At 69.3% G+C, this 20,716-nt stretch carries 26 protein-coding genes; 5 read left to right on the top strand and 21 right to left on the bottom strand.

Features of this window, described 5'->3' with window-relative positions:
* Positions 1-29 precede the first annotated feature (29 nt).
* Together R2K23_RS18965 and R2K23_RS18970 are read right to left on the bottom strand one after the other, a co-directional pair.
* Positions 30-425 (bottom strand): nitroreductase/quinone reductase family protein, encoded by a 396-nt coding sequence (locus tag R2K23_RS18965; RefSeq protein WP_316511723.1) that lies wholly within the window; start codon positions 423-425, stop codon positions 30-32.
* A gap of 98 nt (positions 426-523) precedes the next feature.
* Positions 524-901, bottom strand: a complete 378-nt coding sequence (locus R2K23_RS18970; protein WP_316511724.1) for a hypothetical protein — start codon at positions 899-901, stop codon at positions 524-526.
* A gap of 124 nt (positions 902-1,025) precedes the next feature.
* On the opposite strand from R2K23_RS18970, the gene R2K23_RS18975 reads away from it, so the two are divergent.
* On the top strand, positions 1,026-1,406 hold the full coding sequence (locus tag R2K23_RS18975) for a nitroreductase family deazaflavin-dependent oxidoreductase (RefSeq protein WP_316511726.1): 381 nt from the start codon (positions 1,026-1,028) through the stop codon (positions 1,404-1,406).
* Positions 1,407-1,418: 12 nt separating this feature from the next.
* Here the strand turns inward: R2K23_RS18975 and R2K23_RS18980 are convergent, their stop codons facing one another.
* Positions 1,419-2,018, bottom strand: coding sequence for a PadR family transcriptional regulator (locus R2K23_RS18980; RefSeq protein WP_316511727.1), 600 nt, complete (start codon positions 2,016-2,018; stop codon positions 1,419-1,421).
* Between the two features lie 203 nt (positions 2,019-2,221).
* Here R2K23_RS18980 and R2K23_RS18985 point away from each other — a divergent pair, with 203 nt between their 5' ends.
* Both R2K23_RS18985 and R2K23_RS18990 read left to right on the top strand, forming a co-directional pair.
* Positions 2,222-2,431: a heavy-metal-associated domain-containing protein gene (locus tag R2K23_RS18985; RefSeq protein WP_316511728.1), complete on the top strand. Its 210-nt coding sequence runs from the start codon at positions 2,222-2,224 to the stop codon at positions 2,429-2,431.
* 17 nt (positions 2,432-2,448) lie between these two features.
* Positions 2,449-4,695: a heavy metal translocating P-type ATPase gene (locus R2K23_RS18990; protein ID WP_316511730.1), complete on the top strand. Its 2,247-nt coding sequence runs from the start codon at positions 2,449-2,451 to the stop codon at positions 4,693-4,695.
* On the opposite strand, the gene R2K23_RS18995 is transcribed toward R2K23_RS18990, so the two are convergent.
* The 13 genes from R2K23_RS18995 to R2K23_RS19055 all read right to left on the bottom strand — a co-directional run bounded on the left by R2K23_RS18995 (position 4,692) and on the right by R2K23_RS19055 (position 15,551).
* The gene (locus R2K23_RS18995; RefSeq protein WP_316511732.1) at positions 4,692-6,278 is read right to left on the bottom strand and encodes an HNH endonuclease signature motif containing protein; all 1,587 of its coding nucleotides are present in this window, start codon (positions 6,276-6,278) and stop codon (positions 4,692-4,694) included. The genes R2K23_RS18990 and R2K23_RS18995 overlap by 4 nt on opposite strands.
* A 52-nt stretch (positions 6,279-6,330) precedes the next feature.
* Positions 6,331-6,813, bottom strand: a complete 483-nt coding sequence (locus tag R2K23_RS19000; protein WP_316511734.1) for a pyridoxamine 5'-phosphate oxidase family protein — start codon at positions 6,811-6,813, stop codon at positions 6,331-6,333.
* A gap of 8 nt (positions 6,814-6,821) precedes the next feature.
* Positions 6,822-7,421, bottom strand: coding sequence for a TetR/AcrR family transcriptional regulator (locus tag R2K23_RS19005; RefSeq protein ID WP_316517408.1), 600 nt, complete (start codon positions 7,419-7,421; stop codon positions 6,822-6,824).
* Positions 7,418-8,284: an oxygenase MpaB family protein gene (locus tag R2K23_RS19010; protein ID WP_316511736.1), complete on the bottom strand. Its 867-nt coding sequence runs from the start codon at positions 8,282-8,284 to the stop codon at positions 7,418-7,420. Before R2K23_RS19010 ends, R2K23_RS19005 begins: the two co-directional genes overlap by 4 nt.
* A gap of 52 nt (positions 8,285-8,336) precedes the next feature.
* Positions 8,337-8,573 (bottom strand): hypothetical protein, encoded by a 237-nt coding sequence (locus R2K23_RS19015; RefSeq protein WP_316511738.1) that lies wholly within the window; start codon positions 8,571-8,573, stop codon positions 8,337-8,339.
* Positions 8,570-9,202: a DUF3093 domain-containing protein gene (locus tag R2K23_RS19020; RefSeq protein ID WP_316511740.1), complete on the bottom strand. Its 633-nt coding sequence runs from the start codon at positions 9,200-9,202 to the stop codon at positions 8,570-8,572. Before R2K23_RS19020 ends, R2K23_RS19015 begins: the two co-directional genes overlap by 4 nt.
* Positions 9,195-9,671 carry a hypothetical protein gene (locus R2K23_RS19025; protein ID WP_316511742.1) on the bottom strand — a complete coding sequence of 159 codons (477 nt, stop codon included), beginning with the start codon at positions 9,669-9,671 and terminating at the stop codon, positions 9,195-9,197. Before R2K23_RS19025 ends, R2K23_RS19020 begins: the two co-directional genes overlap by 8 nt.
* A 24-nt stretch (positions 9,672-9,695) precedes the next feature.
* Complete coding sequence (locus R2K23_RS19030) at positions 9,696-10,103, bottom strand: hypothetical protein (protein WP_316511743.1); 408 nt, start codon at positions 10,101-10,103, stop codon at positions 9,696-9,698.
* The gene (gene hemB / locus R2K23_RS19035; RefSeq protein WP_316511745.1) at positions 10,100-11,080 is read right to left on the bottom strand and encodes a porphobilinogen synthase; all 981 of its coding nucleotides are present in this window, start codon (positions 11,078-11,080) and stop codon (positions 10,100-10,102) included. Before hemB ends, R2K23_RS19030 begins: the two co-directional genes overlap by 4 nt.
* A gap of 21 nt (positions 11,081-11,101) precedes the next feature.
* On the bottom strand, positions 11,102-12,766 hold the full coding sequence (locus R2K23_RS19040) for a bifunctional uroporphyrinogen-III C-methyltransferase/uroporphyrinogen-III synthase (protein WP_316511746.1): 1,665 nt from the start codon (positions 12,764-12,766) through the stop codon (positions 11,102-11,104).
* 34 nt (positions 12,767-12,800) lie between these two features.
* Positions 12,801-13,721 carry a hydroxymethylbilane synthase gene (gene hemC, locus R2K23_RS19045; RefSeq protein WP_316511747.1) on the bottom strand — a complete coding sequence of 307 codons (921 nt, stop codon included), beginning with the start codon at positions 13,719-13,721 and terminating at the stop codon, positions 12,801-12,803.
* 45 nt (positions 13,722-13,766) lie between these two features.
* The gene (locus R2K23_RS19050; RefSeq protein ID WP_316511748.1) at positions 13,767-15,137 is read right to left on the bottom strand and encodes a glutamyl-tRNA reductase; all 1,371 of its coding nucleotides are present in this window, start codon (positions 15,135-15,137) and stop codon (positions 13,767-13,769) included.
* Positions 15,138-15,278: 141 nt separating this feature from the next.
* Positions 15,279-15,551, bottom strand: a complete 273-nt coding sequence (locus tag R2K23_RS19055) for a glutaredoxin family protein (protein WP_316511749.1) — start codon at positions 15,549-15,551, stop codon at positions 15,279-15,281.
* A 62-nt stretch (positions 15,552-15,613) separates the two neighbouring features.
* Between R2K23_RS19055 and R2K23_RS19060 the strand changes: the two genes are divergently transcribed.
* Positions 15,614-16,453, top strand: coding sequence for an HAD family hydrolase (locus R2K23_RS19060; protein ID WP_396892363.1), 840 nt, complete (start codon positions 15,614-15,616; stop codon positions 16,451-16,453).
* 75 nt (positions 16,454-16,528) lie between these two features.
* Entirely contained in the window at positions 16,529-17,023 is a 495-nt protein-coding gene (locus R2K23_RS19065) for an FAS1-like dehydratase domain-containing protein (RefSeq protein ID WP_316511750.1), read from the top strand.
* 8 nt (positions 17,024-17,031) lie between these two features.
* Here R2K23_RS19065 and R2K23_RS19070 read toward each other — a convergent pair whose 3' ends face one another.
* From R2K23_RS19070 to proC, 5 genes are all read right to left on the bottom strand, one after another.
* Positions 17,032-18,066: a lysophospholipid acyltransferase family protein gene (locus R2K23_RS19070; RefSeq protein ID WP_316511751.1), complete on the bottom strand. Its 1,035-nt coding sequence runs from the start codon at positions 18,064-18,066 to the stop codon at positions 17,032-17,034.
* A gap of 36 nt (positions 18,067-18,102) precedes the next feature.
* Positions 18,103-19,170 carry an SDR family oxidoreductase gene (locus R2K23_RS19075; protein WP_316511752.1) on the bottom strand — a complete coding sequence of 356 codons (1,068 nt, stop codon included), beginning with the start codon at positions 19,168-19,170 and terminating at the stop codon, positions 18,103-18,105.
* 57 nt (positions 19,171-19,227) lie between these two features.
* Positions 19,228-19,329, bottom strand: coding sequence for a 30S ribosomal protein bS22 (locus R2K23_RS19080; RefSeq protein ID WP_003402602.1), 102 nt, complete (start codon positions 19,327-19,329; stop codon positions 19,228-19,230).
* 80 nt (positions 19,330-19,409) lie between these two features.
* Positions 19,410-19,676, bottom strand: coding sequence for a helix-turn-helix domain-containing protein (locus R2K23_RS19085; RefSeq protein WP_316511754.1), 267 nt, complete (start codon positions 19,674-19,676; stop codon positions 19,410-19,412).
* Positions 19,677-19,815: 139 nt separating this feature from the next.
* Positions 19,816-20,691 (bottom strand): pyrroline-5-carboxylate reductase, encoded by an 876-nt coding sequence (gene proC, locus R2K23_RS19090; RefSeq protein ID WP_316511755.1) that lies wholly within the window; start codon positions 20,689-20,691, stop codon positions 19,816-19,818.
* Positions 20,692-20,716: the final 25 nt, after the last annotated feature.

The following is a 20,716-nucleotide window of genomic DNA, read 5'->3' on the forward strand; positions in this document are numbered from 1 at the left end:
GGCCGGCGGCAACTACAGGGTGTAGTTGCTCAGGCGGGGCTCAGCTTGAAGACCGGGTGATCCGCCGCGTCCGGCAGATCCCGAAAGTAGCCCTCGACCACCTTTCCCAGTTTGGATCGGTAGGCCTCGATGATCGCCGGGCGGGCGTCCACGGGGATCTCGACAGCGGTATAGCGGGATAGCCCCGAGCGGTTGCGCAGGCCGACCTGCGGGGTCGCCCGCACGTTCTTGACCCAGTGCGATTCGCCGCGGGTGGAAACCACGTATCGGTCGCCGTCGACGACGATGGTCGCGACCGGGATCTTCTGCGGTTCACCGGTGGTGCGTCGCGTGACGGTGAGGGTCTCGGCGCCGGCCAGTCCGGTCGCCATCGCGATCCGGTTGAGGACCTTGGCGGTAAACCAGTTCTGCTTCAGGTAGGCCATTTCCCAAGTTTGGCTGGACTGCAAAGACCCGCGCAATGGTCGCGGGACAAAGTAAAACACCGCCGGCATGAGCCAGCGGTGCTTCACCAAATCTCAGGTCAGAACTGGCCGCAGGTGTCCAGGACGGTCCGCATGGCAGCGATCTTCGCCTGGCCCTCGGGGGATTCCTTCCATTCGCGCATCTTCTCGCGCTTCTCGGGGCTGATCTCGCCCTTCTCGGCGCGCTTCTGCTCGGCCTTGGCCTTACGCTCCTCGACCGGCATGTTGAGGATGCGCTCGAACTTGGCCATCTTCTCGGGGTTGGCGGCCAGGTCGGGCGCGTGCTGCTGGGCGGCCGCCTGGAACTGGGCGTAGCTACAGGTGGTGTCGAGCAGGCCGCCGTGTGGTTGCGCGCCCGCGGCGCCGGCGCCGAACAGGAGACCGGCGGCGGCCAGGCCCGCCACGGTCGCGATCAACGGGGTGCGTTTGCCAGCCAAGGTGAGTGTCCCTTCTGCGATTGTGGCCGGGCCACAATATTGTTGTTGTCCTTCAACAAGTTAACCAACGGCCTCGTTTCAGCAGGTCTTGGCCTTATCGCCGATGCAAGGTTTCATGGACGCCATGCAACTTCCGCAGTGGCTGGCCCGATTGAACCGGTACGTGACGAACCCGATCCAGCGGCTTTGGGCCGGCCGGGCCCCGACCTTCGGCATCCTCGAGCACGTGGGCCGCAAGTCGGGCAAGCCCTATCGCACCCCGTTGACCGTGTTCTCCACCGATGAGGGCGTCGCCATCCTGTTGACCTACGGGCCCGACCGGGACTGGCTGAAGAACATCACCGCGGCCGGCGGCGGTCAGCTGACGCGCCGTGGTCGTACCTTCTCGGTGGTCGACCCGCGGGTGGTCAGCAAGGCAGAGGCCGCGCCCCTGATCAAAGGCCGGGGCAAGAACCTGTTTCCGCGGCTGCCGTTCGAGAATGCGGTGCTGCTGCGCCGCGAGTAGCGGAGCCCGACCTCAGGACTCCCCGAGCACGCCATAGATGTCACGGCGGGCGGCGTTGACGATGTCGATGATCCGTTCCTGCTGGTCGGCACTTGCGGTGGACGCCGCTTGCCCGACGGCGCCCATCAACTGGGTCAGCGCGTTGGTGAGGTCCAGGTGGTTGGGCTCGGCGGCCTTCCAGCCCTCGGCGAGGTGCTGCCACGGCGGCGTCTCGATCTTCTCCGCGGCCGCGCGACCGTCGTCGGTGAGCTCGAAGAGCTTCTTGCTGCCGTCACTCTCCATCGCAGCGATGAGACCCTCGTCGACCAGCAACTGCAGGGTGGGGTACACCGATCCCGGACTGGGCCGCCACAGGCCGTGGCTGCGATCGGCGATCTCCTGGATCATCTCGTAGCCGTGCATCGGCCGCTCGGCGAGCAGGGTGAGGATGGCGGCGCGGACGTCGCCGCGCCGGCTTCGACTGCGACCGCCCCCGCCCAAGCCGTCGCGCAACTGCTCGCGCAGCGTTTCACGCAGCTTGCGATGGCCCTCGAGGCTTTGTCGGTACAGGGTCCGCAGGTCCACGATGGTGTAGCCCAGGCCCCCCAGCGGCGGCTCCCAGAGGTTGTTCATGGCGTCTCCTTCGGCTGCGGCGGCCCCCCACTGACGCCGCCTACAGATACATCAACGATATATCGCGAACTATCGGTCGGCAACGGCTTTCGGCCGGCCTCCCCGGCCCCGCGTCGAGTGGGAACCATTGCGTCGTATACCCTATGGGGGTATCGTTCCCGGCAAGACTGCTATACCCCCCTGGGGTACCAGGAAGGCGTGTGATGACCACGAAGGAATACCGAGTGACCGGCATGTCCTGCGGACACTGCGAGGCCGCGGTGCGTGAGGAGGTCGCAAAGATCGCCGGCATCGAACAGGTGAACGTCAGCGCCGCAACGGGCACCCTCGTCGTGACCAGCAGCGCACACCTGGACGACGCCCCGGTCCTCGCCGCGGTCGACGAGGCCGGGTACGAAGCCGTTCCCGCCTGAACAGGAGGATCAGCGCCATGGCTGCGACGCGGCCCACGCAACAGCACGGCGACATCGAGCTGACCATCGGCGGCATGACCTGTGCGGCGTGCGCCATGCGGATCGAGAAGAAGCTCAACAAGCTCGACGGGGTCAGTGCCAGCATCAACTACGCAACGGAGAAGGCCACCGTGTCCGCGACGGGCGGTTACGACGCCGCCGCCCTGATCGCCGAGGTGGAGAAGACCGGCTACACCGCAGCGCTGCCCGCCGCCGCCAGTGCCGAGGATGACGCCGAGGGTGGCGCGGACCCGGAGCTGAACGGGCTGCGCCGTCGCCTGATCGGCGCCGTGGTGCTGTCGGTCCCGGTGATCGCGCTGGCCATGGTTCCCGCGCTGCAGTTCACCTACTGGCAGTGGGTGTCCCTGGCGCTGGCCGCCCCCGTCGTCGTCTGGGCGGCGTGGCCGTTCCACCGGGCCGCCTGGGCCAACCTCCGCCGGGGCGCGGCCACCATGGACACCCTGATCTCGATGGGCACCTCGGCCGCCCTGCTGTGGTCGATGTATGCGCTGTTCTTCGGCACCGCGGGCACTCCCGGCATGAAACACCCCTTCGAGCTGACGGTGGCCCGCTCTGACGGGGCGGGCAACATCTATCTCGAGGTCGCCGCCGGGGTGACGATGTTCGTGCTCGCGGGCCGCTACTTCGAGAAGCGTTCCAAGCGCCAGGCCGGCGCGGCGCTGCGGGCCTTGATGGAACTCGGCGCCAAGGATGTCGCGGTCCTGCGCGACGGCACCGAGGTACGTGTCCCGGTCGATGAACTGCGGGTCGGCGACGAGTTCGTGGTCCGCCCCGGCGAGAAGTTCGCCACCGACGGCGTCATCACCGCCGGCAGCTCGGCCGTCGATGCCGCCATGCTGACCGGCGAGTCGATGCCGGTCGAGGTGAGCACCGGCGACGCCGTGACGGGCGCGACGGTCAACGCCGGGGGCCGGCTGGTGGTCCGCGCAACCCGCGTCGGCTCTGACACCCAGCTGGCGAAGATGGCCAAGCTGGTCGAGGACGCCCAGTCGGGCAAAGCCGACGTGCAGCGCCTGGCCGACCGGGTGTCCGCGGTGTTCGTGCCGGTGGTCATCGCGATCGCCGTCGCCACCCTGGCCGGCTGGCTGCTGGCAGGCTTCCCCGCGTCCGCGGCATTCACCGCCGCGGTCGCCGTCCTGATCATCGCCTGCCCCTGTGCGCTCGGTCTGGCCACTCCGACCGCGCTGCTGGTCGGCACCGGCCGCGGCGCCCAGCTGGGCGTGCTGATCAAGGGCCCGGAGGTACTGGAGTCGACGCGGGCGGTCGATACCGTCGTCCTGGACAAGACCGGCACGGTCACCACCGGACGGATGACGCTGACCGAGGTGCACACCGCACCCGGCACCGACCGCGCGCACCTGCTGACGCTGGCCGGCGCCCTCGAGCACGCCTCCGAACACCCGATCGCGCGGGCCGTCGCCGCGGGTGCCGAGGCCGAGGTCGGTGCGCTGCCCACGGTCGAGGGCTTCGCGAACGTCGAGGGCCGAGGCGTGCGGGGCACCGTGGCCGGGCACGACGTCGTCGTCGGGCGCGACGCGCTGGTGACCGAGCGTTGCGGGCCGCTGCCCGCGGGCCTCGCGGCCGCCAAGGCCGCGGCCGAGCGCCAAGGCAAGACCGCGATCGCCGTCGGCTGGGACGGTCAGGCCCGCGGCGTACTGGTGGTCGCCGACACCGTGAAACCGACCAGCGCCGAGGCCATCTCGCAGCTCAGGTCCCTCGGCCTGACCCCGCTGCTGCTCACGGGCGACAACACCGCGGTCGCCGAACAGATTGCCGCCGAGGTGGGCATCGACACCGTCATCGCCGAGGTGCTGCCCGCGGACAAGGCCGACGTGATCGCCGGGCTGCAGGCCGAGGGCAAGACGGTGGCGATGGTGGGCGACGGCGTCAACGACGCGGCGGCGCTGGCCCAGGCGGACCTGGGACTGGCGATGGGCACCGGCACCGACGTCGCGATCGAGGCCGCCGACATCACACTGGTGCGCGGCGATCTGCGCAGCGCGGCCGACGCGATCCGGCTGTCCCGTCGCACCTTGGCCACCATCAAGGGGAATCTGTTCTGGGCGTTCGCCTATAACGTCGCTGCGATTCCGCTGGCCGCGCTCGGGCTGCTCAACCCCATGCTGGCGGGCGCAGCGATGGCGTTCTCCAGCGTCTTCGTCGTCGGTAACAGCCTGCGGCTGCGCACTTTTCGCAGCACTTAAAAGGGTGGTTGGTCGTGGTCGGGGGTGGGTTCTGGTGGTGGGGGTCGCCAGTCGGCGGTGATGGTTTCGTCTTCGGGTGGGTCGTTGACCCAGCTGCAGAAGGGGCTGGTGCTGGGGGCGCCTTTGAGCAGGTGCAGGCGGCGGCGGACTTCGTTGCGCCATTGGCGTAGGTCGATTTCCTGGGCGCGGGCCTCGTTGAGGCGTTGGGTTTCGGTGTTGGCCGCACGTTTGACCGCCAACCCCTCCCGGGCCAGGCGGGTGCGGCGGGCCTTCTCGGCCTGACGGTTACGCGGCAACGGCGCCGGCGTCGCACACGCGACGGCGATGTCGCCAAACAGCTCGGCACCGTCAGGGGTGCTGCGGTAGACCCGCCCGGTCGGCGAGATCCATTCCACCGTCCCGTCATGACGTTGCGTGTTCTGCCAGCCACCCGCACCGGTGTGGAAGGTCTTCAACCGGTGATGCTCACGGCATTTCGCGTCGAGATTGCCCGCCAACGTCCACCCACCACCGAACGGATGCCGGTGATCGAACGGCACCGTGTGGTCCAGATCAGCACGCCAGGCCGACCGGTTACACCCCGGGAAACTACACGTCAGGCTGCGACACCGGACCCAACGGGCCACCGCCGCACCGGGCTGATGCCGCAACACCTCATCGGCCTCGGCCCCCGGTTTGGCGGTCGGCCGCAACACCGCCCCGGCCTCGGCCAGCGCACGAACCTGCACAGCATCGACGACCCCGTAACCATCGAGATACCCCGGATCCTCACTGCGGCCGGTCAGCGTCTCAGCGCTGGCGATGACGTTGATGACCACCCGCCCCGTCGCCGGGGCCTCGGTGCCCGCCGGGCACTCCGCGCTCGCACAGGCACACCCCAGCGTCGAGCGGCCTTCACCGAGGGCGGCCATCGCATCGGCGCGACGCTGATCGAGGGTGCGTGGATCCTCGCCACAGACCCCACGGGCCATCTCGGTGAGGCGCCGATCGAACAGCACCGCCGCCGGCGCACCCAGCTGGGCATCCAGGCGCGCCATCCCGTTGGGCTGGGTCGTGAGCCTGACCCGGCGGTCGGTGTCGGCGGTCTTGCGGCGCTCCTTGGCGGCCTCGGGATCGAGAGCATTGACGGTGGCAGCGACGGCGTTGAGCAGCCGCCGCCGCGACCAGCAGTCCCAGCCGGTGATCTTCTCGGCCACCGCGGCATCCACCGCGGGCATCACCTCGACGGCCACGTAGTCGGTGCCGGTGATGATCGCCGCGGTCTCCGACCAGCTGATCTTCCCCTCGGCCAACAGCGCCGCCACCCGCGGCAACCGGACATCGAGCGCCTCGGCCTGGGCCACCAGGCGCCGCGCGGAAAACGGGGCGGTGTTCATCGCCGCACCCACCTCCGCACACGTGCGGTTGAACCCGGTGATCAACGCATAACCCGGATCGTCGCGGTCGTGGCCCTCGGCCTCAGCGGTGCGCTGCCACAACAACGCCGCGATCGCCGCCGCCCGCCGAGCATGGATCGCCGACTCCGCACGGCAAGCCTCCTCGACCACGGTGACCAACTCACCCGGCGACGATCCTTCGAACATGCGTTCGAGTGTACCCGAATCTACTGACTTTTGTCAGCGCTATCGAAGTCGGCTATTGCCGCCAGGTGAGCACCTCGCCGGCGCCCTGGGTCATGACGCTGCCCGGCATCACCCGCAGCCGGTGCGGACGCAACCGCCAGGCCGCGAACTCCGGCGCGGTGGGGCCGCCGCGCCAGACCGGGATGATCGCCGGGTCGTAACCGACCGGTTCGGGCGCGGTCTTGAACTTCTCCCACACCGCGGCGCGGCCGTCGTCGTCGAACACCCACTCCACGGAACACTCCGCGCTGCAGGTGTCATGGTTGGGCGCCCAGTAGTTGATCGAGATCTCCGGTTGCGCGGCAATGTGTTCCCGCTTGATCGGGGTGGGCCCCACCGCAATCCAGCCGACCAGGTCCGTGCCGTCGTACTCCCACAACGGATGCAGCACGCGGCTGCGCGGCCGGCCCGCGGGGTCCACGGTGGCCACTGCCGCCCAGACGATCGAATGGGCCATGTCGACGAAGGCAGGTGCGATGCGATCCAGCGAAGTCATGCCACCCGTTATACGGGCACGGCGCGCAGTGCCGCAGGCAAGCTGGGCAGAAAGTGTGCGGTGGCGAACGCCCGGATGTCGTCCTCGGTCGCCATCGGCTGCAGCGCGGGCAACAACAGCGCCATCAACGAGTACCGCAGGATATTGTCGGCCAGCGCCGAGACCGTCTGCTCCCCCACCCGCTGCGCGAACCCCTCGGGGAAGATGACATGCAGGGCCGCAACGATTCTCGCGACCGCCGCGGCGTAGTGCTCGTGGGCGAGTTCCAGCGCCAGCGCCGGGTCGTCGACGAGCATCCGGTTGAGCACCCGGTGGTCGCGGAACTTCAGGATGGCCGCGGTGAACGCCTCTACGTAGACATTCGCTCCCGCCCCAGCGCTTTTGATGTGCTCGGCGATCTCACCGAACAGCGCCTCGTTCTCGCGGTCGATCACCGCCGCGACCAACTCGTCACGGCCGGCGAAGCGCCGATAGATGGTGGTGCGGCTGACCTTGGCGCGCCGAGCGACCTCGTCGAGGGCGACGCGACGAAAGCCGTGCCGCTCGAATTCGACCACCGCCGCGTCCAAGATCGCGGCGGTGGCGGTGTCGGGCTTGCCGCCGACTATGACCGGACACCCTCTCGGGCATAGGCCTTGCAGGCAAACTTGCTGTACCGCACCGACATCGGCAGTCGATCCCAGATCCAGTTCACCGGCTTGGACCGCCACACCGCGGCGAAACGTTGATACCGGCGCTCCTGCTTGTCGCTCCACGGCAGCTCCAACATGTCGCGGGCGCGCGGCGGCAGACCGCCGGTGGTCAGGAAGGCGGCCATCGGATTGAACACCGGGGCGATCAGCTTCCACGCCAGCGGGGAGAACGCCTTGGGCTTGGGGAAGCCCTTGGTGACGTAGCCGACGCCGTATTTCGCGGTCTTGTGCGGGACGACGACGGTGTCCATCATCCGGTCCCAGTACGCGGTGAACTCGGCGTAGTCGGCGGGCAGGATGCTGTCGCTGACGCCGTAGCGGCGGTACCACGTCTTGGATTCGGCGTAGATCTGCTCGCGCTCGGCGTCGGTCAGGCGCTTGACGAAGGTGTCGACGAAATACAGCACCTGCTCGACGAAGGTGGCGTGCGCCCAGAAGTAGGTCTCCGGGTTCAGCGCGTGGTAGCGCGACCCGTCGGGCATCTCACCCTTGATGTTGACGTGGTAGTCGCGCACGTCGAGGCCGGCGTGGTTGTCCTGCGCGCCGTAGATGGTGTTGAAGATCGGCGGGATGGTACGCCGGAGCCGCTCGGCGGTATCGGAGAAGAACACCGAGTGGTCCAGCACGCCCTGGCCCAGCTCGGCGAGCATGTTCTGCAGCACGGCCGGGCGCGGCCCGATCAGGAACATCCGGTTGTCGCCGAAGTAGCGCCAGACCAGTGAGTCGGGCCCCAGGGGCGCGGCGTCGGGCAGCGCTTCGGTGTTCATCAACTCGGTCATGAGAGACAGTGTTACAGATTTCGCACTCTGTTCCAACCGGGGGTGAGCGGCATCACGCTCGGCGCAGCCGCGCCACCGCGAGCACCGTCAGGACCCCGGCGGCCGTCGCCAGGAACAGCGCCAGGGCCAGCAGCGGCGGGTGGTAGGTGACCGAGGTGGTCGCCGGTTCGCCCTCGAGGACGGGCTCCACCGCGACGGTGGCGCGCGCGGCCAGCCAGCTCGCCACGCAGCCGGCGGCGGCCAACGCCGCCAGGCACAGCTCAAGGGCGGCCCGTCGAGGCGACGTCACCGCCGCCCCTCGACCAGCGGGGTCAGTGCGGCCCGCAGGCCCGCGTGGTTACGCGCCCACGCCTGGGCCGTGCGCTTGCCGGTGAGCCGCAGGCCGATGCCGGTGCGCCCGCGGGGTACGCCGGTGAGCTCGCCCAACGCCCGGGACGACTGCCACCGCTCCACCGTGGCCCGGTCCGTGTCGGGGGCCGGCGGCGGAGCCTCCTCCTCGGCGAACTCGGCCGGGTCCAGCCCCGCCTGCTTCATCGCGCGGTTGCTCAGCGCGTTGCTCCGATTGAGGATCCTGCCGTCGTAGTGCCGGCGACCGCCGTCGACCGGAGCGGGATAGACCTTGACGATCTCCTCGACGCCGATCGTCTGGGTGCCCTGACGCAGGTGCGTCGCGGTGAGCTCGACCGAGGTATGGATACGCGCGGCCTTGACCTGCAGGGCGACGAACCCCGACACCAGGACCAGGAACGAGATCGGCACCACCCACTGCACGCCCATGCCGCTGCTGAGCTGGATCGCCAGCATCGCGCCCGCGGCCGCCGGCCCCGACAGCAGCCACGCCCAGCTGGCCCCCTGCTCGGCGAACAAGACCTCCGCGGCCGGTTCGGGTGCCGAATCCGTCTGGTCGTGCTCAGTCATCCGAGTCCTCCGTCCGGGTCACCGCGGGTTCGAACCATCCCGTCGCCGCGGGCCTGCGCAAGAGCATCGCCGCCACGATCAGCGGCAGCATCGCCAGCAGCGCGACGATGTTGGTGCCGACCAGCAGCGAGAGCACCGCGACCAGCACGACGCCGGCCAGCGACAACGCCACCGTCGACCGGCGGTACCGCTCGTCGCGGGTGCGGGTCTTGCTGGCGACGAAGGCCAGCGACAGCCCGGCCACCATGCAGAACACGCCGGCGCCGCGGTGCAGCGTCAGGTAGTTGTTGATGGCCTCGTCGCTCAGCGACTCGTCGGCCATGGACCGCACCGTGTCGAAGTTCAGCGTGATCGACATCAGGCCGCCGAAGATCAGCAGCACCGCACCACCCAGCACCAGCCAGACGGCGACGTCGACCAGGCGCGGCCGCTCGGTAGGCCCAGAGTCCGGGCCCTGTGTCTCAGTCATTGTCGGGTCAGCCTAGCGCGGGGCTCACCGCGTGAAGTAGGCGTGCGAGTCGCGGCGATGCAACAGATAGATCCCGCCCGCGGTGAGCACCGCACCGAAGATCCCGGTCACCGCGTAGACCAGAGCGGCGATCTCCGAACGTTCCGTGACGAAGAGATTCACCGCGACGTACATGATGGAGCTCAGCCCACCGGCGGTGAGCACGGTGCGGGCCCAGCGATACCCGGCCCGCATCAGCACCAGGAACGTGATCACCACCGCGACCACAATGATCACCAGGTACACCGCGAAGGCGATGACCACCGGCACTCCCGTCGGCGCGGTCACCACATCGGTGAGAAAGCCGGTGACCAGCAGCGGCAGCGCGACGACCCACAGCCAGAAGGCGGTGTCGACATCCTCGGGCCGGGTCGGGCCGTCCGGTTCGGTCACGCCAGCCAGCCGGCGGCGTCGGCCGCCCAGTACGTCAACACGACGTCGGCGCCGGCGCGCCGGATGCTGACCAGCGACTCAAGGGCTGCGGCCGGACCGTCCACCCAACCGTTGGCGGCGGCCGCGGAGATCATGGCGTACTCGCCGGACACCTGATAGGCCGCCACCGGCACCGGCGACACCTCGGCCGCCGCGGCCACCACGTCCAGGTAGGCCATGGCGGGCTTCACCATCACCATGTCCGCGCCCTCGGCGATGTCCAGTTCGATCTCGTGCAGCGCCTCGCGGCCGTTGCCGGCGTTCTGCTGATAGGTGCGACGGTCGCCGGACAGGCTGGAGCCCACGGCTTCTCGGAACGGGCCGTAGAACGCCGAGGCGAACTTGGCCGCGTACGCCAGGATGACGACATCGGAGTGTCCGGCGGCGTCGAGGCCGTCGCGGATGGCGGCCACCTGCCCGTCCATCATCCCACTGGGGCCCACCACGTGCGCCCCCGATTCCGCCTGCGCCACAGCGAGTTTCACGTACTGGGCATTGGTGGCGTCGTTGTCGACCCGGCCCGTCTCGTCCAAGACACCGCAGTGCCCGTGGTCGGTGAACTCGTCGAGACAGGTGTCGGCCATGAGCACCGTGGCGTCGCCGAGGTCGGCCGCCAGGTCCCGCAGCGCCACGTTCAGGACGCCGTTCGGGTCGAGACCGGCCGATCCGGCGGCGTCCTTGTCCTCGTCACGCGGCACCCCGAACAGCATCAGCCCCCCGACGCCGGCCTCCACCGCGGCGGCGGCCGCCGCCCGCAGGGAGTCCCTGGTGTGCTGCACCACCCCGGGCATCGAGGCGATCGGCCGCGGTGCGTCGATGCCGTCCGCGACGAACATCGGCAACACCAGATGCCTTGGCTCCAGCGAGGTCTCGGCAACCAGACGGCGCAGCGCCGGCGTCGACCGCAGTCGACGCGGGCGCACCCGGGGATAGCTCATGCGGTGTCCCTGGCGGGCGCCCTAGCGCCGACGGCTCTTCTTGCGCGGCGGCGGCAGCGCACCCTCGGCGCGCAGCCGGGCGGCGTGCTCGGCCAACGCCTCGACCAGCGGTCCGACCGCGGCGGTCTCGGGCTGCACGTCCACCCGCAGCCCGAACTCCGTTGCCGTCTCTGCGGTCTTGGGCCCGATGCACGCAACAATGGTGCGCGCGTGCGGCTTTCCGGCGATACCGACCAGGTTGCGCACCGTCGAGCTGGAGGTGAAGCAGACCGCGTCGAAGCCGCCGGTCTTGATCTGCTCGCGGGTCTGCGCCGGCGGCGGCGCGGCGCGCACCGTGCGGTAGGCCGTGACGTCCTCGATCTCCCAGCCGCGCTCCCGCAGGCCCTCGGCCAGCGTTTCGGTGGCAATGTCGGCGCGCGGCAACAACACCCGGTTCACGGGGTCGAAAACCTCGTCGTAGGGCGGGAAGTCCTCGAGCAGACCCAGCGAGGACTGCTCGCCCGACGGCACCAGCTCGGGGCTGATGCCGAACGCGCGCACCCGGTCCGCGGTGGCCTCTCCGACGCAGGCGATCTTGACGCCGGAGAACGCGCGAGCGTCCAGACCGAACTCGGCGAACTTCTCCCAGACGGCGCGCACGGCGTTGGTGGAGGTGAACACCACCCACTGGTAGCGGCCGTCCACCAGGCCCTTGACGGCGCGTTCCATCTGCGCGGGGCTGCGCGGCGGTTCGACGGCGATGGTCGGCACCTCGACGGGGGTGGCCCCGTGGGTGACCAGCCGGTCGCTCATCTCGGGGGCCTGCTCCTTGGTGCGCGGCACCAGCACGGTCCAGCCGTACAGCGCCCGGCTCTCCCACCAGTTCAGCTTCGCCCGGTGCGCCACGGTGCGACCGATGGTGACCACCAGCGGCCCGGTCAGCGGGCCGGCCGGGTCGGTCCCGCCGATGGCGGCCCGGTCGGTCAGCCCCGACAGCACGGTCTCCACGCTGCGCTGCGCGCACGTGGTGCCCTGCGCGGTCACCACGCAGGGGGTGTTCTCGGCGAGGCCGAATTCGATCAGCGTGCGCGCCGAGTCCGCCAGGTGCTGCGGGGTGGCGTGCAGGATCAGCGGGCCCGGCGCCGCGGCCAGCGCGGCCCAGTCGACCTCGGGGGCCCGCACGTCGGCGACGGTGTGCGACGAGCCCAGCGGCAGTCCGGCGTACGTCGGCACCGCGGTGGACGCGGGCAGGCCGGGGATGATCTCGAAGACCATCTGCGCCTTGGCGACGGCGTTGACCTCGGCCAGCACCGAGTCGACCGACAACGGGTCGCCGGCGACCATCCGGACCACGTCCACGCCGGTCTTGGCCTCGCTGATCAGCGTCTTGGCCACCTCGACCGGGTCACCCAGCGCGGGCCGGATGTCCGGTCCGATCTTCACCACCGGCGACGCGGCGTCGTCCTTGGCCGGCGCCTGCCCGTTCTTCTCGGGAGCCCCCTTCGGCTCCGGAGCCGGAGCGGGCCCCACCGCCGGCGGCAACTCCAACCCCACCACCGACAGCACCGCATCCGGCACGTCGGGGTCGGTGAAGACCAGTGCGGCGTTGACCAACACCGCGCGGGCCCGCGTCGTCAGCAGGCCCGGATCACCCGGACCCGAGCCGACGAAAATGATGCGCCCCGGCTTCGGCTTGCGCCTAGTCATCTGCAAACTCCTGCCCTTCCAGGCTTCGTGGCCGTCAGTGACCCAACAGTTCGCGCGCACCCAGCTCGAATAACTCCTCGGTCACCGAGAGCCCCAGCTCCCGTGCCCGATCGGCAGGCCCGATACCGGACGCGCGGATCACGTCGGATCCGTCCACCGCCGCCACGCAGCCGCGCAGCGACAGTTCGTTGAAGACGTTGCCGTCCTCATCGATCGACTCGACCACTTCCGCGATCGCGCCGACCGGTGCGGAACAACCCGCCTCCATTTCGGCGAGCAGGACACGCTCTGCGGTGATTGCCGCGTGTGTGTCGACGTCGTTCAACTCCGCCAACACGCTCGCGAGCGCGGTATCACCGGCACGGCACTCGATCGCCAGTGCCCCCTGAGCCGGCGCCGGCAACATCTGTACCGGATCCAGCGTCTCGGTGACTGCATCGAGGCGTCCGATTCGGGACAGTCCCGCCCGGGCCACCACGATGGCGTCGAGTTCGCCGCTGCTTACCCTGTTCAACCTGGTATCTAGGTTGCCTCGTAGGGGGCGGATTTCCAAACCGAGACCCAGTGCTCTAAGCTGTGCCCCCCTGCGCACGGACGACGTGCCGATGGTCGAGCCCGGGGGCAACTCGCCCAGCACCATGCCGTCGCGCGCCACCAGCGCGTCTCGCGGGTCTTCCCGGCGCGGGGTGGCCGGGATCTGGAATCGGGGGTCGTATGCCGTGGGGATGTCCTTGTAGGAGTGCACGGCGGCGTCGACGCGGCCGTCGGCGATCGCCTCCCGGAGGGCGGCGGTGAAGACCCCGACGCCGATCTCGGCGATGGGGGCCGAGGAGAGGTCCCCGTCGGTGGCGATGATCACCAGTTCGGCGGCGTGTCCGCGTTCGATCAGAGCGTCCCGGATGGTGCCGGCCTGCGTGGTGGCAAGCAGGCTACCGCGGGTTCCGATCCGAATCACGTTGGTCTGCGAGGGCTGCGAATGTGTTTTCGAGGTACTTCCAAGCTACTCGGGCGGTTCGGTCATGGAGTCGAAATCCGTTGTCACCAAAGGCAATTCACTTGCGGTGGCAACGGCGTCGACGGTAGTGGGGTCGAGTTCGAACAGTTCCCGCAGCGCCTCGGCGTAGCTGTCGCCGCCGGGCGCACTCGCGAGCTGTTTGACCCGCACGGTGGGTGCGTGCAACAGCTTGTCGACCACCCGCCGCACGGTGCGTGCCACCTCGTCGCGGTGGGCCGTGTCCAGGCTCGGCAGCCGGTTGTCCAGCCGCAGCAGCTCCGCCTCCACGACGTCGGCGGCGCGTCGGCGCAGCGCCGTCACGGTCGGGGTGACCTCGGCCATGCGCTGACCGGCCAGATAGGTCGCGAGCTCGGTAGCGACGATGGTGCGCGCGGCCTCGGCGTCGGCGGCGGCCGCCCGCGCCGAGGGCTCCCGCTGGATGCGGTCCATGTCGACGACCCAGACGCCCGGCAGGCCGCTGACGGCGGGGTCCACGTCGCGGGGCATCCCCAGGTCGCAGACCACCAGCGGACGCGGGTCGCTCCCGCCGCCGTTGCGCTGCGCGAGCGCGTTGTGCATGTCGGCCAGCGACACCACGGGCCGCACCGCACCGGTGCTGCTGATCACCACGTCGACGTCCACCAGCGCGGCGGGCAGCTCGTCGAGGCTCATGGCGGTGGCCTGCACGCCCTGCTCCCGCAGGTTGGCCGCCAGCCGCTGGGCGCGCGGGACCGAGCGGTTCACCACGTGCACGGAACTGATGCCGGCGCGGACCAGGTGCGCACCCGAGAGGGCGCCCATCGAACCCGCGCCGACCACCGCGGCCGTGCGGCCGGCCAGGCCGCTCAAGCGGGACTCGGCCATGCCGAGCGCCACCGACACCACCGAGGCGCCCGCGGCGTCGATCCCGGTTTCGGAGTGCACCCGCTTGCCCACCGACAGGGCGCGCTGGGAAAGCTCGTGCAGCGTGCGACCCACGCTGCTGTTGGCCTCGGCGGCGGCGTAGGCGCGCCGCACCTGGCCCAGGACCTGCTGTTCGCCGATGACGGCCGAATCCAGGCCGGAGGCCACCGAGAACAGATGCTCGACGGCGGCTTCGGCGTACCGGACGTAGGCGTACTTGGTGAGGTCACCCATCGGCATGCCGGAATGGTCGGCGAGCACCTGGCCGATCGCGGACAGGCCGCCGTGGAAGGCCTCGACCACCGCGTACACCTCGACCCGGTTGCAGGTCGAGAGCACCATCGCCTCGGACACCAACGACGACTCGAGGATCCGGTCGATAATCTTGGCCTGGTCGGCCTCGTCCGTCGACAATTGCTCCAGTACGGGGACCGGCGCACTGCGGTGCGACACCCCGAAAAGCAGGACGCTCACAGCACCGCCTCAGTCACCATCCGAGCACCCACCCAGCACGCTCCCTTGCCGCTATCAGGTGAAGAAAATTCAGCTCATTCTGGCTACAACCGTAGCCGTCCACCTGCGAACTAACCAAATTATCAGGTCCAACCAGCGCCGTCACCGTGCGTCACCGCGCGCGGCCAGGTCGCGGCGCAGCCGCGGTTCGTCGACCTCCCAGTAGCTGTGCTCGACGCCGTCGAGCAGCACCACCGGGAGCCGGTCGCCGTACTCGGCGCGCAATGTCTTGTCACCGGCCGCGGCGGCCTCGTCGACGTCGACGGTGCTCAGTTCGAAATCCAACTCGGCGGCCAGCACCGCCAGTTGTTCACCGAGGCGGTGGCAGATCTGACACCCGGACCGGACCAGCAGGCTGACCTGCGCGGCGCTCATCCGCAGCATTCTGGCACTTGGATAGGGTGACTGGGCAAGTACTCGAAGTACAGGGGGTGTCCGTGACAGATTCGGCAGAACCTCGCTCCGACGACGGGGCCGACGACTCCGCGGTGCCGCAACCGCCCCCTGCCGATCTGACCGCGGCGGCGTTCTTCGACGTCGACAACACCATGGTGCACGGGTCCTCCCTGGTGCACTTTGCGCGCGGGCTCGCCGCCCGCAAGTACTTCACCTACCGCGATGTGCTCGGTTTCATCTACGCGCAGGCCAAATTCCAGCTCACCGGCCGGGAGAACAGCGACGACGTCGCCGAGGGCAAACGCAAGGCGCTGTCGTTCATCGAGGGCCGCACCACCGCGGAACTCTCCGCGGTGGGCGAGGAGATCTACGACGAGATCATCGCCGACAAGATCTGGCCCGGTACCCGCGATCTGGCGCAGATGCACCTCGACGCCGGCCAACAGGTGTGGTTGGTCACCGCGACCCCCTACGAGCTGGCCGCGATCATCGCCGACCGGTTGGGCCTGACCGGCGCCCTGGGCACCGTCGCCGAGTCCGTCGACGGCGTGTTCACCGGCCGGCTGGTCGGCGAGATCCTGCACGGCCCGGGCAAGGCGCACGCGGTGCGCGCGCTGGCCATCCGGGAGGGCCTCAACCTGCGCCGGTGCACGGCCTACTCGGACAGCTACAACGACGTCCCGATGCTGACGCTGGTGGGCACGGCGGTGGCCATCAACCCCGATTCCGAGCTGCGTGACCTGGCCCGCAAGCGGGGTTGGGAGATCCGGGACTACCGCACGGCGCGCAAGGCGGCCCGGATCGGGGTGCCGTCGGCGCTGGCCCTGGGCGCCGCCGGCGGGGCGCTGGCCGCCATCGCCTCGCGCCGCCAGGACAACTGAGCGCGGCCGCCGGGTTGATAGGCTGCGCCGCTAACCACGTCTGAAAACTCCCACAGCAAGGACGCATCAGTACCCATGGCCATCGCCGAAGAGATCATCGGGACGCACTACCGCTACCCGGACAAGTTTGTCGTGGGGCGGGAGAAGATCCGCGAATACGCCCATGCCGTCCTCGACGACCACCCGGCGCACCACGACGAAGCCGCGGCCGCAGAGCTCGGCTACGCGCAAGTGGTCGCGCCGCTGACGTTCATCGCGGTGGCCGGGCGCCGCGTCCAGCTCGAGATGTTCCAGAAGTTCGACGTGGGGATCAACATCGCCCGGGTGATCCACCGGGACCAGAAGTTCAAGTTCCACCGCCCGCTGACCGTCGGCGACGAGCTGTACTTCGACTCCTACCTGGATTCGGTGCTGGAGTCCCACGGCACGGTGATCGCCGAGGTTCGCGCCGAGGTCACCGACGGCAACGGCGAGCCGGTGATCACCAGCGTCGTCACCATGATCGGCGAGGCCAGCGACTCCGAGGCCAACGAGCAGGTGGCCGCGATCGCCGCCCGCCTGGGCCTCTAGCGTCGGGGTCAGCCCAGGAACATGTTCCGGCGGTTGGCCAGCAACTGGTACAGCGTGTGCTGGATGGTCTCGCGGACGTGGTCGGTCAGCTCGAAGGTGACCATCGGATCCTCGGCGGCCGACTCGTCGTAGTCGGCGGTGGGGATCGGGGTTCCGAACGCGATGTGCCACTTGGACGGCAACGGCACCAACCCGGCCGGCCCGGCGAGCGGGAACAGCGGGGTCACCGGGAAGTACGGCAGCCCCAACAGCCGCGCCAGGAGCTTGACGTCGGCGATCATCGGGTAGATCTCCTCGGAGCCGACGATCGAGCACGGGATGATGGGCGCCTTGGTCCGCAACGCCGCGGAGACGAATCCGCCCCGGCCGAACCGCTGCAGCTTGTAGCGGTCCTTGAAGTGCTTGCCCAGCCCCTTGTAGCCCTCGGGGAACACCGCCGTCAGCTCGCCGCTGTCCAGTAGCCGGTGCGCATCTGCGGTGCAGGCCATGGTGTGGCCCGCCTTGCGGGCCGCGTGCCCCAGCACCGGCATGTCGAAGACCATGTCGGCGGCCAACAGCCGGAGGTCCCGGTGGGTGGCGTGGTGGTCGTGCACCGCCACCGACAGCATCAGGCCGTCGAACGGCAGCACCCCGGCGTGGTTGGCCACCACCAGCCCCGCGCCCTCGGTCGGCAGGTTCTCCACCCCACTGACCTCGACCCGGAACCACGACCGGAAGAGCATCCGCAGCAACGGCAGGAACATGGCCTCGTTGAGATGCTGATCGAAGCCGAACTCGTCGACCACGTAGTCGCCGGTGAGGCGTTTGCGCGCGAACTCGGCGATGCCGGCGATCTTCTGGGCCAGCTCGTTGGGCACCTTGGGCTCGTCGCTCGCCGCGCCGCCGGCCCGGTGGGCGTCGATGTCGCGTACCACTGCGGCGAGTTCCTCGGCGGTGGCGCGGGTGCCGGTGTCCGCGAGCAACGACGGGTGCCGAAGTGCAGCCTCGGCCCGTCTTGAATTGCGGTGCAGTGGAATGACTTTCGCCTTGGAATCACCCGCCACGCTGAATACCTTCTCCCCGCCCGAAATACAAGATCGTCAATTCCCCCACCGCTGCGCCAGTGCCACCGCGCGTTTCTCCGTCGAGAGTACCCATCGCGGATCGATAATCGGAGTCAATCCACGGCCGCGGACGTAGTCGTCGAACGCCTCCAGCGTGGTCCACTTGGGCTCGAAGCCCAGCACCGTCCGCATCCGGGTGGTGTCCATCACGCGCCCGTAGGTCATGTAGCGAAGTTGGTCGCGATTGATCTCGCTGCCGCCGGTGGCCTTCAGCAACGAGTCGACCACCCGGACCCCCACCGACGGCAGCGGCAACGCCACCCGGCCGGCCCGGCGAACGGCCTGCGACATCATGATGACGCCCTTCGCGCCGATGTTGAAGGTGCCCGCCCGTCCGGCGATCGTGGCGCGTTCCAGGGCCCCGAGCGCGTCCTGTTCGTGCAACAGCTGCAACCGCGCGTCCCGGCCGACCGTCGTCGGCACCACCGGCCCCGCCAGGTACCGCGACAGCTGGGTGTCCATCGCCGGGCCGATCATGTTGGCCAGGCGCAGGATGGACACGGAGATGTCGGGACGACGGCGTCCGAGGCCGCGGGCATACCCCTCGATGTCCATGCTGTCGCGGGCGAAGCCCTCCCCCAGCGGACGTCGGCTGGTGGTGTCCTCGGTGAACATCACCGGATCGAACGCGCTCGACCCGTACACCTCCGAGGTCGACTTGAGCACCACGGCGCGGACGGTCGGAGCCTTCTGACACGCGGCGAACAGCTGCATCGCGCCCATCACGTTCAGTTCCTTGAGCGTGGCCCGCCCCCCGCTGCGCGGGGTGTACGACGCGGCCGCGGCATGCACCACGGTGTCCACGTCGCCATTGCGAATCACCTTGGCGATGAACGGATTGCGAATGTCGGCCCGGACGAACTCGGCGCGTCCCATTCGCCGCAACAAGTCCTTGCTGGGCGTTACCGCATCGACGGCGATCACACGCTCGATGTCCGGATTGGCGGCCAGTCTCGCCGTCAGGAACCCGCCGAGAAAACGACAGGCTCCCGTGACCAGAACGACCCTGGGATGCGCGGGGCTCCCGGTTTCGTCCGACTCCATTTCGTCAGGCTACCGGCCGGAACGGCCCGCAGCATGCCGGCGGACGAACGCGGTCGCCTACTTGCCGAGTTTTCTGCGCTGCACGCGGGTGCGGCGAAGCAGCTTGCGGTGCTTCTTCTTCGACATACGCTTACGCCGCTTCTTGATGACTGAACCCATGTACTCCGCTACCTACCGATGCCTCGACACGACTTAACCCGGCCACCTTACCGAAGTGGGCCGGATCTGACGAAACGGGGTCAGCCCGCGTCGAAGTACGAGGTCTCCAACAGGTCGTGCACCGCCTTGGCGTGCACCCGGAACGATCGACCCACGCGCACGGCCGGCAGTTCGCCGTTGTGCACCAGGCGGTAGACCGTCATCTTGCTGACCCGCATGAGCCCGGCCACCTCGGCCACAGTCAGAAACTGCGCCTTGGCCGGCTGCCCGTCCGCGGATCCGGAATTTCCAGCTTCCCGCTTCGCACTAACCGAATCCCGAGCCGATGGCCCGTTCATAGACGTCATCGCAACCCAATCAATCAGGCACGGCCGGCTCCAGCGGCTTCCCCTCCGCTGGAACGAACGCGTGCATACACCCAGGAGAATAGCGGGGCAGGTGGGGTTACTGCGACGGGTGTGGGGTAATCCATCCAAAATTGGTGAATTACTCTGATGTGATTCCTAACTGCTCAGAGCGGGTTTTTGCGGCCAGCACCGCCTCGGCGACGGTCGCCCGCAAACCTCCCCGCTCGAGCTCCCGCAGACCCGCCGCGGTGGTCCCGCCGGGCGAGGTCACGGTCGCGCGGAGCTGCGCCGCAGTGGTGTCGACCGGGACCGCCGCCACGCCGTCCGCGGCGTCCCGCCGGGCCTTGTCCAGACGGTCCAGCAACATCGCCGCCGAGCCCGCCATGGTCTGCACCACCAGATCGGTTGCGACCGGCCGGCTCAGGCCCGCGGCGACCCCCGCGTCGACCATCGCCTCGACCATGAGGAAGAAGTACGCGGGCCCGGAGCCCGACACCGCCGTCACCGCGTCCATCTGACTCTCGGCGACCGTCAACACCCCGCCGACGCAGTCGAACAGCTCGGAGACGCCCTTGAGTTGTTCCGGGGTCACGAACCGGCCCGGCGCCAACGCGCTGACGCCGGCGCCCACCAGCGCGGGCGTATTGGGCATCACCCGGACCACCGGCGACCCCGCCGGCAGCTTGGCCTCGAACAGGCCGGTGGTGACCCCGGCGGCGACGCTGACGAAGACCTGCTCGGCGCTGTCGGCCTCGGCCTTGGCGGCGGCCTCGGCGACCTCCTCGAGGATCTGCTCGACGTCGCCGGGCTTGACCGCGACCACCACGTAGTTGGCGTGCTCGGCGGCGTCCACCACGGAAGCCACCTGCACCGAGTAGGTGTCGGCGAGGTACTTGGCGCGCTCCGGCATGCGCTCTGCGACGACGAGGTCCTTGACCTGTCGACCGGACCGCAGCAGTCCGGCCAACAGGGCCTCACCCATACCGCCGCCGCCGATGATCGCGATTCTGGCCATGGACGCAAACCCTATATCCGCCCCG

This window comes from Mycolicibacterium sp. MU0050 (assembly GCF_963378085.1).
Taxonomy (GTDB): Bacteria; Actinomycetota; Actinomycetes; order Mycobacteriales; family Mycobacteriaceae; genus Mycobacterium; species Mycobacterium wendilense.

Coding starts and splice junctions, on each gene's coding strand:
- R2K23_RS18980 (WP_316511727.1), bottom strand. CDS start 2,018: ATGAACAACCTCTGGGAGCCGCCGCTGGGGGGCCTGGGCTACACCATC.
- R2K23_RS18995 (WP_316511732.1), bottom strand. CDS start 6,278: ATGTTCGAAGGATCGTCGCCGGGTGAGTTGGTCACCGTGGTCGAGGAG.
- R2K23_RS18985 (WP_316511728.1), top strand. CDS start 2,222: ATGACCACGAAGGAATACCGAGTGACCGGCATGTCCTGCGGACACTGC.
- hemB (WP_316511745.1), bottom strand. CDS start 11,080: ATGAGCTATCCCCGGGTGCGCCCGCGTCGACTGCGGTCGACGCCGGCG.
- R2K23_RS19020 (WP_316511740.1), bottom strand. CDS start 9,202: ATGACTGAGCACGACCAGACGGATTCGGCACCCGAACCGGCCGCGGAG.
- R2K23_RS19055 (WP_316511749.1), bottom strand. CDS start 15,551: ATGAGCGCCGCGCAGGTCAGCCTGCTGGTCCGGTCCGGGTGTCAGATC.
- R2K23_RS19025 (WP_316511742.1), bottom strand. CDS start 9,671: ATGACTGAGACACAGGGCCCGGACTCTGGGCCTACCGAGCGGCCGCGC.
- R2K23_RS19075 (WP_316511752.1), bottom strand. CDS start 19,170: ATGGAGTCGGACGAAACCGGGAGCCCCGCGCATCCCAGGGTCGTTCTG.
- R2K23_RS19080 (WP_003402602.1), bottom strand. CDS start 19,329: ATGGGTTCAGTCATCAAGAAGCGGCGTAAGCGTATGTCGAAGAAGAAG.
- R2K23_RS19010 (WP_316511736.1), bottom strand. CDS start 8,284: ATGACCGAGTTGATGAACACCGAAGCGCTGCCCGACGCCGCGCCCCTG.
- R2K23_RS19085 (WP_316511754.1), bottom strand. CDS start 19,676: ATGACGTCTATGAACGGGCCATCGGCTCGGGATTCGGTTAGTGCGAAG.
- R2K23_RS19065 (WP_316511750.1), top strand. CDS start 16,529: ATGGCCATCGCCGAAGAGATCATCGGGACGCACTACCGCTACCCGGAC.
- R2K23_RS19000 (WP_316511734.1), bottom strand. CDS start 6,813: ATGACTTCGCTGGATCGCATCGCACCTGCCTTCGTCGACATGGCCCAT.
- proC (WP_316511755.1), bottom strand. CDS start 20,691: ATGGCCAGAATCGCGATCATCGGCGGCGGCGGTATGGGTGAGGCCCTG.
- R2K23_RS19040 (WP_316511746.1), bottom strand. CDS start 12,766: ATGACTAGGCGCAAGCCGAAGCCGGGGCGCATCATTTTCGTCGGCTCG.
- R2K23_RS18990 (WP_316511730.1), top strand. CDS start 2,449: ATGGCTGCGACGCGGCCCACGCAACAGCACGGCGACATCGAGCTGACC.
- R2K23_RS18975 (WP_316511726.1), top strand. CDS start 1,026: ATGCAACTTCCGCAGTGGCTGGCCCGATTGAACCGGTACGTGACGAAC.
- R2K23_RS18965 (WP_316511723.1), bottom strand. CDS start 425: ATGGCCTACCTGAAGCAGAACTGGTTTACCGCCAAGGTCCTCAACCGG.